The organism is Mycoplasma todarodis, assembly GCF_004335995.1.
Classification (GTDB): Bacteria; Bacillota_I; Bacilli_A; order Mycoplasmatales; family Metamycoplasmataceae; genus Mycoplasma_K; species Mycoplasma_K todarodis.
This window is the reverse complement of record NZ_PSZP01000018.1, coordinates 1-16,167: the sequence shown is the minus strand read 5'-3', so window position 1 is coordinate 16,167 and position 16,167 is coordinate 1. Positions and strand designations below refer to the sequence as shown.

General features: G+C 32.0%; 13 protein-coding genes, 2 tRNA genes and 1 riboswitch. Of the genes, 14 read left to right on the top strand and 1 reads right to left on the bottom strand.

Going from position 1 to position 16,167, the window contains the following annotated elements; translation table 4 throughout:
• Positions 1-46 precede the first annotated feature (46 nt).
• The 14 genes from C4B25_RS02705 (at position 47) to C4B25_RS02640 (ending at position 15,986) form a co-directional block, all read left to right on the top strand.
• A tRNA-Tyr gene (locus C4B25_RS02705) sits at positions 47-130 on the top strand.
• Position 131: 1 nt separating this feature from the next.
• A tRNA-Gln gene (locus C4B25_RS02700) sits at positions 132-198 on the top strand.
• A gap of 250 nt (positions 199-448) precedes the next feature.
• Positions 449-1,963 (top strand): APC family permease, encoded by a 1,515-nt coding sequence (locus C4B25_RS02695; RefSeq protein ID WP_168380683.1) that lies wholly within the window; start codon positions 449-451, stop codon positions 1,961-1,963.
• A gap of 98 nt (positions 1,964-2,061) precedes the next feature.
• Positions 2,062-2,649 (top strand): 50S ribosomal protein L11, encoded by a 588-nt coding sequence (gene rplK / locus C4B25_RS02690; RefSeq protein WP_131613523.1) that lies wholly within the window; start codon positions 2,062-2,064, stop codon positions 2,647-2,649.
• Positions 2,649-3,338 carry a 50S ribosomal protein L1 gene (rplA, locus tag C4B25_RS02685; RefSeq protein ID WP_131613522.1) on the top strand — a complete coding sequence of 230 codons (690 nt, stop codon included), beginning with the start codon at positions 2,649-2,651 and terminating at the stop codon, positions 3,336-3,338. Before rplK ends, rplA begins: the two co-directional genes overlap by 1 nt.
• A gap of 58 nt (positions 3,339-3,396) precedes the next feature.
• Positions 3,397-3,873 carry an adenine phosphoribosyltransferase gene (locus C4B25_RS02680; protein ID WP_131613521.1) on the top strand — a complete coding sequence of 159 codons (477 nt, stop codon included), beginning with the start codon at positions 3,397-3,399 and terminating at the stop codon, positions 3,871-3,873.
• Between the two features lie 119 nt (positions 3,874-3,992).
• A riboswitch (Lysine riboswitch) is annotated at positions 3,993-4,155 on the top strand.
• 101 nt (positions 4,156-4,256) lie between these two features.
• Positions 4,257-6,089: an oligoendopeptidase F gene (pepF, locus tag C4B25_RS02675; protein ID WP_131613520.1), complete on the top strand. Its 1,833-nt coding sequence runs from the start codon at positions 4,257-4,259 to the stop codon at positions 6,087-6,089.
• Positions 6,090-6,137: 48 nt separating this feature from the next.
• Positions 6,138-8,663, top strand: coding sequence for an OppA family ABC transporter substrate-binding lipoprotein (locus C4B25_RS02670; protein ID WP_131613519.1), 2,526 nt, complete (start codon positions 6,138-6,140; stop codon positions 8,661-8,663).
• Positions 8,664-8,674: 11 nt separating this feature from the next.
• Positions 8,675-9,709, top strand: a complete 1,035-nt coding sequence (locus tag C4B25_RS02665) for an ABC transporter permease (RefSeq protein WP_131613518.1) — start codon at positions 8,675-8,677, stop codon at positions 9,707-9,709.
• On the top strand, positions 9,709-10,842 hold the full coding sequence (locus tag C4B25_RS02660; protein ID WP_131613517.1) for an ABC transporter permease: 1,134 nt from the start codon (positions 9,709-9,711) through the stop codon (positions 10,840-10,842). The genes C4B25_RS02665 and C4B25_RS02660 overlap by 1 nt, the downstream gene beginning before the upstream one ends.
• Positions 10,843-10,854: 12 nt before the next feature.
• Positions 10,855-12,093, top strand: a complete 1,239-nt coding sequence (locus tag C4B25_RS02655; protein ID WP_131613516.1) for an ABC transporter ATP-binding protein — start codon at positions 10,855-10,857, stop codon at positions 12,091-12,093.
• Positions 12,083-14,680: an ATP-binding cassette domain-containing protein gene (locus tag C4B25_RS04960; protein ID WP_131613515.1), complete on the top strand. Its 2,598-nt coding sequence runs from the start codon at positions 12,083-12,085 to the stop codon at positions 14,678-14,680. Before C4B25_RS02655 ends, C4B25_RS04960 begins: the two co-directional genes overlap by 11 nt.
• A 6-nt stretch (positions 14,681-14,686) precedes the next feature.
• On the top strand, positions 14,687-15,124 hold the full coding sequence (locus C4B25_RS02645) for a DUF3899 domain-containing protein (protein WP_131613514.1): 438 nt from the start codon (positions 14,687-14,689) through the stop codon (positions 15,122-15,124).
• 133 nt (positions 15,125-15,257) lie between these two features.
• Positions 15,258-15,986 (top strand): aquaporin, encoded by a 729-nt coding sequence (locus C4B25_RS02640; protein WP_131613513.1) that lies wholly within the window; start codon positions 15,258-15,260, stop codon positions 15,984-15,986.
• A gap of 87 nt (positions 15,987-16,073) precedes the next feature.
• Here C4B25_RS02640 and C4B25_RS05050 read toward each other — a convergent pair whose 3' ends face one another.
• A complete protein-coding gene (locus C4B25_RS05050; protein WP_418763731.1) occupies positions 16,074-16,154 on the bottom strand; it encodes a heme-binding protein in 81 nt (26 codons plus the stop codon).
• Between the last annotated feature and the right edge of the window lie 13 nt (positions 16,155-16,167).

Genomic DNA, 16,167 nt, shown 5'->3' with positions numbered 1-16,167 from the left:
ATTTTTTTAGATATAATAATTAAGCAACCTATACACTAAGCAATATGGAGGGGTAGCAAAGTGGCCAAATGCATCCGGCTGTAACCCGGCTCCGAAAGGTTCGGGGGTTCGAATCCCTCCCCCTCCACCATGGCCAAGCGGTAAGGCATCGGTTTTTGGTATCGACATGCGCAGGTTCGAATCCTGCAGGGGCAACCATATCATCCTATTAAGGATGTTTTTTTTATGCTTTTTTGCAGAAAAATACAATATCTCATCCATTGTTAATGTTTATATATTTTTAATATAAGGCGGTGTATGTTATAAATTAATATATAAATTATTTTCTTTAATATGTATAAACATAAAAAAGAATTATTCCGTAGTATTAATTAATTTAATAGGATTATTAATGGAAGTAAGTTGATATGTGCTGAAAGTAAGTAATCATTTTTTAGAAAGGAGAAATATGTCAATTAAAAAAGCGAAAAAAATGGGCTTCTGAGCTGCTATATCTATGTTGATTGGTTCAGTAGTTGGAATTGGTATATTTTTCAAGAATGGTTCAATATCCAGAATAACAGAACAAAATGGTGCTACATGATTAGCGGCATGAATTGTTGGTGGTATCTTAGCATTGGGTTTAGCTATTTCATTCTCTGAAATCGGAACAACTAAAATGGAATCCAAAACGGAGGGTATTGCAAAATGAGCAACTTTCGTAAGTGGTGAAAGATTGGGTAATTTTGCTCAATTCACTTATTCATTCTTTTACACTGGTTTCTTTACATTTGTTTTAGGATTCTTTGCATCTGAAGCAACTTTCCAAGGATTAGTTATGGCTGGTTGAATGAAAAGTGGAGCAATACCTATATGAGGTCACGCGATAATTGGGCTTTGCATAACATCATTCTTAATAGTGGTAAATGTTACGTCAGTTAAAGCTTCTGGTATTTTCCAACAAATAACAGTTGTATTGAAATTCATACCCCTTATAGCAGCAATCATCATTGGTATTGGTATGGCAACTTCACACAATTATATCGATGATAATGGAAAACTAGCTGGCGGTAATGGGTTTACACATGGTACATTTAATCCATTATTAATAGTTGCAGCGTTACCAGCTGTTCTGTTTGCATACGATGGATTCTTAAACGTAGCAACTATGCAAAAGAAAGTTAAAGATGGAGAAAGACAAATACCTAAAATACTTTTCTTTGGAATGTTGATTGTTATAATTGTTAACTCATTAATATCATTGGCATCCATCTTACACATGGCGCCTTCCGTTGATATAGTTATGAAAGACGTCTTTGGGGATCCTACTGTCCAAAAAACATTAGGAGTACTTGTTTATATGTTTATTGCTATTTCTGCTTGAGGAGTTGTTAATGGATATGCTGCTGGTTATTGAACGGCTATCGAACAAGGAGTGGAAACTAATTTATTTTTCGGTATGAAATGAATGAAAAATAAATTTGGTAAGTTTAAAACAACAATTGTCTATGCAGTATCAATAATTGTATTTTGAGCATTAATATTATTGATCCCTTCTATTGTGCTTAATACCGATTCTTTAATTGATAGTTTGTCTAACTGACCAACATTCTTTATATTTGGTTTATTAGCTTTAATCATTTTAATTTACTCGATAAAACGTAAAAAACTGCACACTACAGAAATGCATCCAGTTATTTTCTGAGTTGCATCAATAGTTGCCGTTGTTGGTATATTCGGGGCATTATTATTCTCATTATTCTATTCAACAATTTATATTGATTTTATAAAACATCCTAACGAATCATCATCATACGGTCTATTTGCAAGAGGAAATGGTGTGAAGAATTATATAGGTTCTGTTATGTTCTTTGTACAACTAATCATCTTCCTATCTTTCCCGGTAATTAATAAATTACTTAAAAATAAATTTGAGAAAAATAAAGTAGAAGAAGTATTAACTGAAGATAACTTAAAAAAATAGAGCATTTAAGCTCTTTTTTATTTTTATTTGGTATAATAAATAAGCACTTTATACCGCGCAGAGGACTAAAAATTTATAAAAATGAAAAGAGGTAGCTCGTGGCTAAAGAAATCACACGTATCGCTAAGCTAGAATTTAACGCAGGTCAAGCAAAACCTGGACCAGAACTAGCTGGGCTTGGAATTGTAATGCCTGAATTTACAAGAGCATTTAACGATGAAACTAAAGATAGAAATGGTGAACCTGTTCCTGTAGTAATTACAGTTTACTCAGACAGATCATTCAAATTTGAAACAAAGACAGCTCCTGCATCTTACAAAATTAAGCAAGCAGCTGGAATTAAATCTGGAGCAGCAAACGCTAAAACAGATATCGTTGGAACAATTACAATGGACCAATTAAAAGAAATCGCAGAATACAAACTTGTTGACTTAAACACAAACAAAATTGAATCTGCTATGAAACAAATCGCAGGAACAGCTAAAAACATGGGTGTTGTTGTAGAAGGACTAGTAGACCTTAAAGAAGCAGAAGCAGCAGCTAAAGCAGCAGCTAAAGATATTGCTAATGCAAACGCTAAAGAAGCAGCTCTAGAAGAAGCAGCAGCAACAGCAATCGAAACAAAAGGACAAGCAATTGAAGTTAACGCAATTGCTCAGTCAGCTGAAGAAGAAGGAGATAAATAATGGCTAAAATCTCAAAAAACGTAAAAGCATCAAACGCTAAAGTAGATTCAACACAAATGTTAGATCTTGCAGCAGCAATTAAACTTGCTAAAGAAGCATCATATGCTAAATTTGATGAATCAGTAGAACTTGTTTTCAACCTAAACCTTGACACAAGAAAAGCTGACCAACAACTAAGAGGATCAGTTTCTCTTCCAAACGGAACAGGGAAATCAATTAGAGTTCTTGCAGCATCAGATGATGTTAAACAATTAGAAGCAGCTAAAGAAGCTGGAGCAGATATCGCAGTTGACCCTCAAGAGTTAACAGCAATCCTTAAAAAAGGTGAATTTGAATTTGACGTTATCGTTGCAACACCAAAAATGATGATGACATTAGGAAAATTCGGTAAAGTTCTTGGACCAAAAGGTCTTATGCCTAACCCAAAAACTGGAACAGTTACTCCTAACTTAGGAAAAGCAGTTACAGATTTAAAAGCTGGTAAAGCTAACTATAGAACTGACAAACAAGGAAATGTTCACACAATGATTGGTAAAAAATCATTCGAAGATGCAAAACTTGTTGAAAATGCTGAAACAGTTTTAGAATTAATTAAAAAACTAAAACCATCAGTAGTTAAAGGTGCATACATCCAAAACATCGTTGTTAAAACATCAATGGGTGCATCAGTTAAAGTTAAAATTGACTAATTAACAAATTAAAGAATAAAATGCTTGCGGGCATTTTTTTCTTTATAATCTATTAGTTATGGAACTAAAAAAATATATAAGAGAAATTCAAAACTTCCCAAAAGAAGGGATTGGATTTAAAGATATCTCACCACTTCTAGCAGATGGTGAAGTATTTAACCAAGTAATTAATATCGTTGGAGCAGATGCAAGAGGATTTTTATTTGGAGCACCAGTTGCTGCATTATTAAAGAAACCATTCATTATGGTTCGTAAACCAGGTAAATTACCAAGTGAAGTAATTAAGAGAGAATATGCTCTTGAATATGGAACAAACGAACTACAAATGCATAAAGATGCTATTAAGCCAGGTCAAACTGTAGCTATTGTAGATGATCTACTAGCAACAGGTGGGACAACTAAAGCAATCATTGAATTGGTAGAAGAATTAGGCGGAGAAGTTAAAAAACTTGTATTCCTAATCAATCTATTATTTGTGAAGCACGAGCCTTCACTTTCAAAATACGAAACTGTATCACTAATAAAATACGATTAATTTCGTATTTTTTTCTTTTTTAATGGTTAGATTTTCATTTCAAAAGCCCCCATATACTTGCTTTTTATCTTAAATAATATATAATTTATATAAATGATGGGAAAGGGAAATGAAACATTTTAAAGATTAGAGGAGCTGAAAGCATTAGTAAATTATTGAGGGATACCTGTGAAATAGTTGAAAGGGCTAAAGCCGAATGATAAAGAGAGTTATGCCTCTTTACCATGCAATATGGGGGAACACTTCTTATTGTATCGCTAACGCGATGGTGCTATGATAATAACTATTAATTAAGAATAAGGATAGTTGTTTAATAAACACCGAACCTTATTCTTTTATTGTTTTATAAATAACCAACTCCAAATCATAGAAAGAAGGAAAAGATGTCACAAGCAAAGGAATATAAAAACCACAAAAGTGTTGAAAAGAAATACACATGAGATTTAGAAGCAATTTTAGAAGGAAAAACATACGAGTTTTGATTTAAAAAAGCTATCGCTGAATACAAAGCAGCTATCAAAATCAAAGATTCAAAATATGACTCAGAAAGAAAATTCTTAAACTCACTTAAAAAAGATGATGAAATGACATTGACTCTTAATAAAGTATCAAACTATATTTCAAACAATTCTAATCAAGATATTGCAGATCCAAAATTCAAACAAATGCAAGAGGAACTTCAATTTGAATTCTTTAAATTACAAAAGGAGTTCGGTTCAGAATTAAATAGAATGTTTAAACACGAAGAAAAACTACGTGCATGAGCAGAGAAAAAATCTTTTGCAAATTACAAGAAGGGGATTCTTGGAACACTTGATGAGATGAAACATAAGTTATCAGACGAAATTGAAAACTTCTTAACTCAATCTTCAAGAGCTCACATCGATGCATCTTCAACATTTGAAATCATCACTGATTCAGAATTAGATTATGGATTCGCAACAACTTCAAAAGGAAGAAAGATTAAAATAACTTCAGCAAACAGAGCTAAATTAATGAAACACTCTGATGAAGCTGTTCGTAAATCAACAATGATTAATTACCGTAAAGGTTACTTAAAACATAAACAATCATTATCTAACTTATTATTTCAACACTTCAAAGAAACAGCGGTTATGGCTAAAGTTAGAAATTATGACTCAGCAGTTCAATCAGAAATTGCTAGTGATAAAGCTGACGAAGAGTTACTAAATACTTTATATTCTTCAGTGCAAGAAAATAAAGTTGTATTTAAAAAATATGCAATCGCAAAGAAAAAATTCTTTAAAGCAAAATTCAATAAAACATTTAAACAATGAGATGCAGCTGTTCCGTTAGTGAAAGTTAAATCAGAATACACTGTAGAAGAAGGTCAAGAACTTATATTAGAAGCTTTAAAACCAATGGGTAAAGAGTATACTGATGTTCTTAAAAAAGCATTTAACGATAGATGAATTGATTATATGACAATCAAGAATAAACGTTCAGGTGCTTATTCAATCGGTGGTTCACACGGATTAGAAGCTAAATACATCTTAATGAACTGAGATGGTGAATTAAGATCTGTTGAAACATTAGCGCACGAACTAGGGCATTCAATGCATTCATACTATTCAGATAAAACACAACCAATCTCATTATCAGGATATCCAATATTCTTAGCTGAAATAGCATCAATTTTCAATGAGTTAATGCTAACAGATCATTTATTAAAAACAACAGATAATGATAAATTGAAATTTGACTTATTAGAATCTGCAATCTCAGGTTTTGATGGAACTATCATGAGACAAACAATGTGATCAAACTATGAATACGATTTATTAAAAGCGATCGAAGAAGGACAACCCGTATCTTCATATGAAGCTATTTCAAAAATATATTTTGAAAATTCTAAGAAATACACTAATAAGAAAAATCCTAAATACAAAGAAGATGAACAATGAGGATCAATCATGGTTCCACACTATTACTATGGATTCTATGTATATAAATATGCGATAGGTTATACAGTTGCTACAGTATTCTTCCAAAGATATAAAAAAGATGGCGTTGAAGCATTACAAAACTACATCGATAAATTCCTTTCAGCTGGTGGAAGAGATTGACCAATTGAAATACTAAAAGATGCTGGTATTGACTTATACGATAAAAACATTTATAAAGAAGCCTTCAATTCATTAGAAGCCTTCATTGATGAATATGTAAGAATAGGAAATAAAATTTTCAAAAAGTAAGACAAAACAAAAACTTAATTAAAAACAAGGATTTTAAAAGGAGAAAAAATGACTAAAAAGACAAAACAAATTTCAATGGGGACAGTTGCTGCTGTATTAACAATTACAGTTCCAACAGTTATGGCTGTTTCATGTGGTTCTAACGATAGAGATATCAGTTCATTTTATAAATTTAAAAGAACTGAGATAAATATATATGGAACACTTGCTCCGCTACCTCAAAGAACCTTTGATCCTCAATACATTTCTGGTAATGGGGTTAATGAAGATTATGGTTCTTCAGCTAGATCATTACCTCTTTTAAGAACAAAAGCAACGGGTGATAATATTGCTATTCCCAATACTGATGTTACAAAGACAAATCCTAAAGATCAAATAAAATGAAAAGAGCAACAAAAGGAACAATACGAATTCCAAGGTGCTAAAGCTATTTTTGGTAGTATGGATGGTAAAACTTGAAAAGAAGTAAAACCAAGTGATATTAAAAATGGTGCAGTTACAGTTTCTGGACAAAAGGATTTTAAAGGATACCAATACTATAAATTCCAAATCAGAAAAACTAAATGAACAACTATTGACAACGAAGAATCTAAATACACATTAAGTGCTAGAGATTATTACTACGGGATGATGCGTTCATTAGCTTCTGCGAGATCAGTTAGAAATGATGGGACATTAAACGGTAATAAAATTCCCGGTCTTCCAAAGTTTAGCTCTAGCTTAAGTGACACAAATGACAGAACCCTAAATAATACAAATGGTTATTTATTAGACTTGTTTGGTGTTGATGTTAAGAAAACAATAGAAGATGGTGAAAAACTAGGTAAAGATAATGATGAATTCGTTGTTTCATTAACAAAACCTTCTGCAATTATTCTTGATTCTTTATTCGCTAATAACTCTTACTTCACTCCTGCACCTTCGCAAAAAATTGTTGAGTTAGCTCACGGAAGTAAAAAGCCTGAAGTTAAATATGGGATTTCAACATATGGTAAAGATGGAGATCAATTCTCAGGAATTAAAGATATATTACATGTCAGTCCCTATTTCTATACAAAATATAGTTTCCTAAGTGGATATGTAATGGTTAAGAATAAGCATTATTGAGATAAAGACTTTGTAAATGATAAAGAAAGAATTACAAAATACACATATCACATTACACCAGAGGGAGCCGATGCACAAGCGGAAGCACTTTCAAGAAAAACAGGTTACGAAAATGGATTAGAATCAATCCTAGATAAAAAAGCATGAGCAAATCCTGATGTTCAAAATAAAATTAGAATTAATGCTGATAAATATGGAGCAAGATTATCTAAGGTGTTTAAAGTAGGTTTACAGAATAAACTGCTTTGAAACCCAACAATGCCAAAAGATTTAGAAACTAAATATAGTTCAAAAGGTATTGAAGCCATGTATGGTAAAGATATAAAAACAAGAGAACAATCACTAACAAAACCAGAAGCACTTAATGGATTCTTTAATGGTACTGGTATGGAAGTTAGAAAAGCTATGGATGCTGCATACAACTGATATGCTGGTTCTGTTGCTGTTTCAGGAACAACACAAAAGATAGCATTGCTTTCACCGTTGGCTCCAGAACAAAAAACAACCGTAACAAGAAAAGGGAATGACGGATTAACTATTTGAGACCTTATAGTTGAAAATAATGAACACCCAAGAGGTAAAGGTAATACCGTTGTAGATGATTCTATTTGAGCAAAACCAACTATCGTCCCTTCATACTTTGAAATGAAAGATAGATATAATAAAGAGAAAAATCAAATTGAAGCTTCTAAGTCCCCAGCATTCTCACTTGCAAAAGATTTATTTGCAAAAGTTGCAAAAGAAATTGGTGCTTCTAAAAGTAATCCTGCCATAATCCCTCTACAAACATGAGGAGCAGCTGATAAGGCTAAAGACTCTTCTGAAACTGTTAAACAATGAGAAACAATGATTAAGGTATTTAACCTTGCTGGTGATGGTGCTGTTAAATTTGAAAAAGTTACACCTTCAACATGATCAACACACCTGAATGCATTCCAACGTAATCAAGCGGAATTTGAATATGCTGCTTGATCACCAGACTATCCAGCTGCCGCTTCTTCATTACAAGGGATAACAACAATTGAAAGAACTGGTATTATAGCTGGGCAAATGCTTGATATGCTTAATCCAAACAAGCAACCAGAACTTGCAAAACTTGCAAAACAATATAATATAAATGAAGCTACTTTAAAAACATTGAATGCTAATGATATTTATAAAATGTCTCAAAACAACACAGAAGATTTAGCACCTGAAAAAGTAAAATTAATGAATGCAGCTAAAAAAATAACTTCGGATGGTTATTTACTAAAAGCTACTGATGACGCATTTATGAAAGAAACAGTTACTTACTTACAAGATCACGCTGTTTACTATCGTCCAATTATCAGTGAGAAATATACTTCAATAGTTCCAGATAGAGAAATGGGTGGAACTACAGTTGAAGTATATAAAAAATGATTACATAAAAGAATGTTGAAAAGTGGAACTGGATTCTTACAAGATTTCAGTGCCGACTTAGATTAAAGGAGGAATAAATGTTTAAATATATATTAAAAAGATTAGCATTGCTATTGCTTTCGCTATTCATAGTTGTAACCATTACATTCTTCCTTATGGATTTAATGCCTGGTTATCCAAAAGCACTTGAAGATGCTTCTATGAAACCACACGCACCAAAAATAGAAGTGCTTGCAAAAGAATATGGATTGAATGATCCAATCTTCGAAAGATACGGGAGATACTTATCAGGAATTTTCCATCTAAAATTTGGTGATGTTTATAATCCAACATACAAAGGAACAACAATTCCTAACTTGTTCTTTAAACCACTTAAGTATTCAATGTTAGTTACCGTTCCAGCATTCGTTATCTCAACAGTGCTTGGTGTAGTATTAGGATTTATAGCTGGTTATAAACGTGGTAAATGACAAGATACACTAATAAATGTATTCGTTATGTTATTCGTCGCAGTGCCTTCATTCATATGAGCTATATTCTTAATGTTAATAGGTACAAAGGTTGGATTACCAGTAGCATTCGAAGAAGCATTAGGAGCTTCATTCGAGGTATTGTCATTAATCCTTCCAATTATCACCCTAACATTGGGTGGTATGGCAACACTTACTTACTACACACGTAATGAAGTTGTTGAGATTCTTAAATCAGACTTTATTTCAATCGCAAGATCAAAAGGTCTTTCAGAGAAACAAATAATTACAAGACATGTTTTCCGTAATGTTTCAATTCCATTGGTATCGATAATACTACCTATGTTCGTTACATTATTGACAGGTTCATTAATTATTGAACGTTTCTTTGCAGTACCAGGTACATCAAGTGTTATTGTTCTAGCGGTCCAAAATAAAGAAACATACATTATCTTATTCTCAATACTATTCTATTCATCACTAACAATGCTTGTTCAATTGCTGGTTGATGTTCTATATGTATTTATTGACCCAAGAATCAAGATAGCTCAATCTCAAAAAATGTCTATCTTTAAACGCATGAAACTTGCTTCAGAAAGAAAGAAAGCGTTTAACGAAGCAAATTCTAAGGGAGGTAAATAATGACTTCAGCAGAATTCAATAAAGAATATAACCTTCAAGATATAAATGCAAAATGATTTGTAGTTGAAGAAGTTAAAGAGAAAGATGATGTTCAAGTTGTTGGTAAAGCCAGCACAATGTCAAAAGATATCTTCAAAAGATTCTTCTCAAACAAATGAAACTGATTATTCCTTTCAATTGTTTTAATAATATTGGCATTAACAATAATAGTTCCATTAGTTTCTAGATATTCAGAACTAGATCCTATTTCAAAAACAAAATCTAATGATATTCGTTTGTTACAACCAACATGAGCTGGTAACCAAACAAAAGTATTCTTAATCTCAATTCCAGAGTGAAATAATGGACATGGTGCTTCACTACCATTTGATACGAATAATATTGAATCAGTTTCAGTTATTCAATCAACAGGTCAAGTGAAAGTTACTGTTCTAAATACATTGGTAAAATCACACAACATCATCCTAGGAACAGATGAAGTTGGTAGAGATGTTTGAACAAGACTGTGAATCGGTACAGCTTGATCATTAAAATTAGCATTATTAGTTGCTATTACCGAAACAATAATAGGTGTTGCTATTGGTGTTTGAATTGGTTTCCACGTTGGGAAAGCAACAGATACAATAGTCATGCGTATTATCGAGATATTTAAATCAACACCCGTATTGTTATGAATGATTCTATTTGCAACAATACTTGGTACTGGTTTCTGATCGATTGCACTGGTTCTTATACTAGTTGGTTGAACAGGACCAATTTGAGCTGCTAGATTATTTACACTTAAAGTTAAAGATAGAGACTTTATTCTTGCAGCTGAAGTTACTGGTGTTACAAAATTCGGAAGAATTTACAAACACATACTTCCTAACATTATGGGTAGATTAATGGTTTCATTCGTTCTTAGAGTGCCAGCCGTTATATTCTTCGAAGCAACACTGATATTCTTGGGAATGTCTGTTGGTGCAGAAGGTGCTGCTACATTAGGGAACTTAATACAAACAGGACGTTCACACATATTAGAACAAGTCTACTATGTATTAGGACCTGTAATAGTTATATTATTACTAACAATTTCATTACAAAACTTAGCAAATGGTTTAAGGGACGCATTCGACCCTAAAATCTCAGGATAGAAAGGAAACAACATGGAAAATATTATTTCAGTAAGAAACTTAGAAGTTTCTTTCAAAAGCCCAACAAATAAAAAAGAGTTGATGCGTATTATTCGTGGTGTTGACTTTGACATCCCTAAAGGTTCAATAGTAGGATTTATTGGTGAATCTGGTTCTGGTAAATCAGTTACTGCAAAAACACTACTTAAAATGAATTCTAATTCAACAACAATGGCATCTTCAATATTAATTGATGGTGTGAACGTTCTTGAGGGTGAAAACCCTTCAACAACAGTTCTTGATGAAAAAATACGTACAGCTGAAACAAATCTTAAAAAAGCGAAAAAAGATGACAAGAAAAAAGAAATCAAAAAATCTTTAAGAAAATTAAAAAACGAAAAGCATTCTCACACAACAAACAGAGATAGTTTTAAGATGACTGATAATAAAAAGATATGAAGAGATATACGTGGTAAAAAAGTTGCTTATATACCTCAAGATTCAATGACATCTCTGAATCCAACTAAAACAATTGGTAAACAAATTATGGAATCATTAGAACTTCATAGTGACTTGAAAACAACAAAAGAGCGTAAAGAAAGAGCCATTGAGCTTCTAGAACGTTTTGGTGTTAAAGGCGCTAGAGAAAGAATAGATTCTTATCCACATGAATTTTCAGGTGGTATGAGACAAAGGGTTATTATTGCTATGACTGTAGCATGTATGCCTGATGTAATTATTGCTGATGAGCCTACAACTGCTCTTGATCCTACGGTTCAAGCGTCAGTTCTAGAACTTTTTGAAGAAGTTAGACGTGAATTCAACATTTCAATCATATTTATTTCGCATGATATTGCTGTTATTGCAACTCTTTGTGATTATATCTATGTATTTTACGCAGGTAAAGTTGTTGAAAAAGGAAAAACAGAAGAATTATTCTCTGATCCTAGACATCCTTATACTTGATCATTGATGGCTGCTATGCCAGATCCTGATCATAAAAGTGATAGATTGTTCACGATACCAGGAACACCTCCAAACTTCACAAACTTACCAGAAGGAGATCCATTCTCTGTGAGAAATCCATTTGCATTAAAAATTGATTTCTTGAAAGAACCTCCATTATTCAGAGTTAAAGATGATCATTTTGCTGCAACGTGATTACTACATCCTTCTTCACCTGAGGTTAATCCACCTGAAGAAGTTACAGTTATTATGGAAAGAGCAAGAGAAACATTAAAAGAATTGAAAGGTGAAAAACATGTCAAATAGAGAAGTAGTAAAAGTATCACAATTAAATAAGACCTTCATGTCTAAAAATGGTGTTGTTAAAGCTATTGATAATGTTTCATTTTCTATCAAAAAAGGTGAAATTGTTGGATTGATTGGTGAATCTGGGTCAGGTAAAACTACAATTGGTAGATCTTTACTAAGACTTCATATTCCTGATTCTGGTTCAATCGAAATCGCAGGTAAAGAATATGCTTCTAAAAAGATAAGTAAAAAAGATGAAAGATCATTAAGAAATAATGCACAAATGATTTTTCAAGATCCATATTCTTCTTTAAACGGACAAAAAAACATTTTACACATTATCTCTGAACCCTTAAAAGTTAATGGGACAGACAAAAAAATGGTAAATGAATATCTAGTTGATCGTTCTGAAATGCTATTATTCTTTAAATCAACTCTAAACACATACTTCTATGAAACAAAATGAAATCATTTAGAAGTTAAATATACTGAGCAAATCAATGCTTATAATAAGATTATCAATGAATTAGATGCAATGCAATGTGATAAAACAGACGTTAAACTTTCATTATTTAATATAGCGATCGGTATTTACTATAAAACTTTATCAGCTGCACATACACAAATAATTAATTCTTCTGCAGAAAACCTACACGGTTTCTTCAATAAATGAAAAGAATTAAGAAGCAACATTGAAAAAGAAAGCGTTGATGATTGAGATGAAATAGCTCTTCTTAAAGCTAAAAAAGCGAATAAATTAGCTAAAAAAGAAGTTAGAGCTTCAAAAGCTACGAGAGAGTTAGAGAAAAAGATTCAAGAACTAAAAGAAGAAATACTTGAACTCAAAAGAGAAGAGGCTCTTGAAGGTAATGTTTCAACAGCAGCTTTTACAGAATTAATCGAACAACATAGATTAGAAATGAAAGAAGCTAAAATCAATATGCCTTTAGCAAGTAATTATGGAACACAAAACTTCTTAAATGTGTCAATTGCAAAAGCTAAAAAGATTATTCATGAGTTATCTCAAACTTTAGAGAGCGAAAATAAATTTATTTCAATTGACTCTGATGAACTAAATCAATCAATCTTAGATACAGTTGCAATATTATATAAAGATATTTTTGAGAAACGTAGAATAGCAGCTAAAGATAATTCAGTTGCAAAAGAAAGATATTCAGACATTCATGAAGAATTATTTGATGTTGATTGAACTGAAGAATCTCCATATTACAAATTTATAGCAAAAGCTTCAAAAATCAATGATGCAAAAATCAAAGAAACAGAAGAAAAAATAAATGCTATAGAAGAAATGATTTCACAACACAACATCGAATTAAAAGAATTGATTGAAAAAGATAAAATGAGAGATCATGAAGAACTTTCTAAAAAACTAAAAGAATCTGAAGAAATCCTTTCAAAAGCTATATTAGACAATAAAACAGAACGCATAGCTTTCGAAGAAAAATACAAAGAAGAATTTGCTGTATTAAAACTTGAAAAGGAAACAAAGATTGAAGAACTTAAGCTTCAATTAGAAGAAATTAAAGAAAAAGCAATTAAAGCATATGAAGATAAATTTGAATTTATTGAAAATTTTGAAACTGATTATTTAATTTCAGAAGAAGAAACAATTAAAAATGAATCTGAACTAAAAAAACTTGTTAATAATTCAACAAAAGATAAGAAAGATAAAAATGATTCATTAGTTCAAGAACACTGAAGGTTAGATAAATACCAAGGAATTGTTCAAGAATTATTTGGAATAAAAAGACCATTCAACCTTAAAAGAAGATTGAAAAAACTACTTGTGAGATTAGAAGTTTTCGCAACTCTTCAACATGCAGGGCTGCAACCAGCACATGCATTTAGATATCCACATGAATTTTCAGGTGGTATGAGACAAAGGGTTGGTATTGCCAGGGCGATTATCAATAAACCTAAGTTCATAATTGCTGATGAACCTATTGCTGCACTAGACCTTTCTATTCAAGCACAAGTTGTTAATATGCTTCTTGAACAAAAAGAAAGACTTGGTCTTGCGATGTTATTCATAGCCCATGACCTGTCAATGGTTAGATTTAATTCAGATAGAATTCTTATTATGCATTTAGGTAAATTAGTTGAATATGGGGAAACAGAAGAAATCTTCAATAATCCAAAACACCCTTATACAGTTAACTTAATCAAAACAATGCCTTCACTGAATAATTTAGCTCAAGGATTTAAAGATTCAACATTTATCCCAACATACTTAGAAGAATATTCAATGTCTAATAGACCATTCTATGTACAAGTTGATGGTAAAGATCACTTTGTTCTTGCTGATAAAAAGCAAGCACAAAAATGAGTTGGTTCTGTTGTTAAAAAGACATGTGTTGATGAACCGTCTGATGAATTAAAACAAAAAAATTCAAAGCAAAAAGATGACACAAAAACAACTGCTAAAAAAACAACTGCTAAAAAAACAACAACTAAAAAAGCTACTTCAAAAGTAGAGGAACCAAAACCAAAAATGGTTGTACCTCCAAAAAGACGTCAAAAGTATCAACAAGTTGAAACAAGAAGATCTAGAAAAGTTTCTAGATTAAGAAAGTTAAACAAGTAGGATCATATGGAACAAAAGAATAAAAAACAAACTTTGTTTCGAAAAATATTTACTAATAAAAAAATGCGTAAGCAAATTGCGATTGGTCTTATATTATCATTGATGATATCTTCTATTATCGTAATTGGATATGCAATACATTCAAGACCGGAATCTATTTGAGCAGCCTTGTGCGCTGTTCAAATCGGTGTTGCGCTATTGTGATTAGTTGGTAGATGAGGTGGTTTCTCAACTTCACGTTATGCAAGTAGGAATACTGCAAGGCAATCCTTAAACAGGAAAGCCATAAAACAAAAAACAAAAGATAAATATTTACTCAAAAGAGTGGATTCACCTCTTGCGTTAGAAGAACAAGAAGCTAAAAAAAGTAAAGCTGGTATTTGAGTTATGTTAGGGCTTGGAATTATATATATAATAATAGCTTTAATAGTTAGTTTTGCATAAAAAAATGAGCGTTAGCTCGTTTTTTTAATAAATTAGTTTTTATGAATTACTTTGTTATTTACAACTTTTTAGTATAATTTGAAAGTATTATATTATTCTAATACTCACAATATATAAATAAAAGGAGAAAATTATGTGAAATTCAGCAGTTTTCGTTGCCGAGTTACTTGGAACATTATTCCTAGTACTTGGGGCGCTAAGCGTTGTGATAACATCTAAATCTTCAGCTATGAAAGACCTTAAAGGTAAATCAATCTTTGTAGCTGCTGGAATTGGTGTTGCATTAATGCTTGCAATTTACGTAACATTAGGTTACGAAAAGAAAGCAGGAGTAGGAGCTACAGGTTGAGTAAACCCAGCTGCTACACTAGCAGTTTGTTTAGCAAACGGTTCATGAGATTCAGCACTTGCTGGTCTTGCAGGACAATTAACAGGAGCACTAGTTGGAGGATTTGTATTCGTAATTATCGCGTTCATGGTTTCTGACCTTAAAACAGTTATTACTGAAACACTTGCATTCCCAGAAGGTGAAAACAATGTTCTTACAATGGGGACAATGGAATTAGTAGGTTCATCACTATTCGTTGGTGGTATCGCTACAGTTGCAGCATTCGGTGTTGCTGAAAACGTTACTCCAGTTATCGTTGGACTATTCATTACATTAGTATTATTAACAATTGGTTCAAAATACGCTTTAGTATTAAACCCAGCTGCATTCCTAATGCCTATGATTGCAGGACTTGTTCTTTCAAGACCTTCAAATGGTAAAGCAGTAGCTATTAATGTTACAGTTGGAATTACAGCATGTCTAGCAGCCGCAGCAATGGTTGGTGGAATTGCTCACACAGCTACATTATTCTAATAATGATTTAAAAATATCCTTGCGGGTATTTTTTTAACGCCTTTTTTGCAAATAAAAAAATCAGAACTAACTGATTTTCAATATTAATTATTTAAATAAATCTGCTCCAGCTTGTGCTACTGCATGATCATTTTCAACAGTTGAACCTGAAACACCAATTGCTCCAATAACATTTCCGTTT